We start from the raw sequence: 2,108 nt of genomic DNA, 5'->3' as shown, positions 1-2,108 counted from the left end.
GTCGTCTCCCTCGACGCGGCGCGCGGCCTGCTCGTGCTCGCGACCGTCGCGTGGCTCGCCGCGCCGCGCCGTCCCGTGCCGGCCTCCGACCCGTGGGGCGCGGTCGGCATCGATGCGCTCGCGCTGCCGGCCTTCGCGCTCATCGCCGGCTGCGGGTTCGCGATGGGGCAGCACCGCGGCTGGACGAGCGGCGCGCGCATGGCGGGCCGCTCGCTGCTGCTGCTCGGGCTCGGCCTGCTCATCGCCGCGCTCGCCGCGCTCATCGCCGGCGCCGCCGCTGGGGTGCCGTTCGACCCGTCCGCGGGTGCGCTCGGCGGGCTCGAGCGCACGCCGGTCGCGGGACCGCTCGTGCAGCTCTCGGTCGCGACGGCCGTGCTCGGCGCGGTCGGGCAGCTCGCGCGCGGCTGGTCGGGCTGGGTCGCCGCCACGACGATCATGACGCTCGCTGGCGCGGCCGCGCTCTGGCTGACGGCGGGTCTCTGCGGGTCGCTGAGCGACGTCTGCAGCCCCGCGACGCTCGTGGTCGGCGGGGTGGCGGATGCGGTGGGCACGACCGCCGATCCCCGCGTCGTGCAGGCGGTCACCACGGTCGTCGCCGGGCTCGGCCTCGCGCTGCCCGCGGCCGCCGGCGCCGCGCTCGTGCACGGCTTCCTGCGCGCGCGCAGCGTCACGGGTCGCCAGCGGGGGCGGGTGATCGGCTTCGGGCTGCTCGCGGGGACGCTCTTCACCGTCCTGGGCGTCATCGCCCACTTCACGCCCACGATGTGGGGGCACGCGGCGCTCGAGCCCGCGATGGCGATCTGGACGCCGCCGCTCACGCTCGCGATCGCGACGCTCGCCGCCCTGCTCGCGACCGTGGCGCATCCGGTCGTCGACACCGACCTGCGGGGCGGCACCTCGGCGCTCGGCGCGTTCGCCGAGCCGTTCGCCGCGGTCGGGCGGATCAGCCTGCTCGCGGTCGCGACGACGCTCGCGGCGCGCACGCTCCTCGACGCGGTCGGCGACCCGGGCCCGGTCGGCGCGATCGCGCGGCTCGGCGACATCCCGTCGATCGTGCTCGCGCTCGTCGTGGCCGCGCTCTGGTTCGCGCTCGCCCGCTGGGCCGATCGCGCCGGACGCCGCCTGCGGCCCTGACGCCCCCGCGCAGCCCTCGCCAGGCACAATGGGGCCATGGCAGTGCGCACCCCCGACCCGAACCCCGGCTGGCTGAGCGACGAGGAGCTGCAGCAGGCTCGCGAGCGGCTGCCGATCCTCTACGTCGAGGCGATCCCGGTGCGGCTCGACGGCATGGGCCAGGTGACGGAGGTCGGACTGCTGCTGCGCATGAACGAGCAGGCCGAGATCACGCGCACGATCGTGTCGGGCCGCGTGCTGCGCGGCGAGCGGGTGCGCGACGCGCTGTACCGCCACCTCGAGAAGGACCTCGGGCCGATGGCGTTCCCGCAGCTGCCCGCGAGCCCGGTGCCGTTCCACGTCGCCGAGTACTTCCCGCTGCCGGGCGACGGGCTGTTCTCCGACGACCGCCAGCACGCCGTCTCGCTGTGCTACATCGTGCCGGTCACCGGCACGTGCGACCCGCGGCAGGACGCGCTCGAGCTCACGTGGCTGCGGCCGGAGGCGGCCGCGTCCGAGATCGTCGCGAGCGAGATGGAGGGCGGCCGGGGCAGCCTCGTGCGGGCCGCGCTCGCGCACTGCGGCGCGCTGCGCTGACCGCGCGGCGCACGGCGGATGCGCAGGGTCGCCCTGTCTAGGCTGGCTGCATGAGCGCGCAGTACCAGGTGACCCTCGAGTGGGGCGCAGCCGGGATGGATGCCGCCGCGGCCGCGGTCGTCGTGATCGCCGACGCCGATCGGGGCCGCGAGTCCGCCGAGCTGCAGGACCGCGCCCCGCGCACGTCGCTCGTGCTCGACGCGACGCTCGCCAACGCATCCGACATCGCTCGCGCGGCGCTCGACGAGCAGGTGCGGCTCGGCGAGCGCGCGTCGATCGCGATCGTCGCGGCCGGCGACCGCTGGCTCGACGGCTCGCTGCGGCCGAACGCCGCCGACCTGCTCGTCGCGGGCCGGGTCGTCGACGCGCTCGCCGAGCTCAGCATCGACTTCCACAGC

Annotated in this window: 2 protein-coding genes and 1 pseudogene; all 3 read left to right on the top strand. The window is 76.7% G+C overall.

Features of this window, described 5'->3' with window-relative positions:
• Positions 1 to 1,134: hypothetical protein (locus tag NWP09_RS12530; RefSeq protein WP_258275832.1), on the top strand; the 1,134-nt coding region annotated here is incomplete at its 5' end.
• A 36-nt stretch (positions 1,135 to 1,170) separates the two neighbouring features.
• The gene (locus tag NWP09_RS12525; protein WP_258275831.1) at positions 1,171 to 1,710 is read left to right on the top strand and encodes an NUDIX hydrolase family protein; all 540 of its coding nucleotides are present in this window, start codon (positions 1,171 to 1,173) and stop codon (positions 1,708 to 1,710) included.
• Positions 1,711 to 1,760: 50 nt separating this feature from the next.
• Positions 1,761 to 2,108 (top strand): annotated as a pseudogene (locus tag NWP09_RS12520) (hypothetical protein); the annotation flags it as partial.

The organism is Agrococcus sp. HG114 (genome assembly GCF_024723325.1).
GTDB lineage: Bacteria > Actinomycetota > Actinomycetes > Actinomycetales > Microbacteriaceae > Agrococcus.
This window is presented reverse-complemented; position numbering and strand designations above follow the sequence as displayed.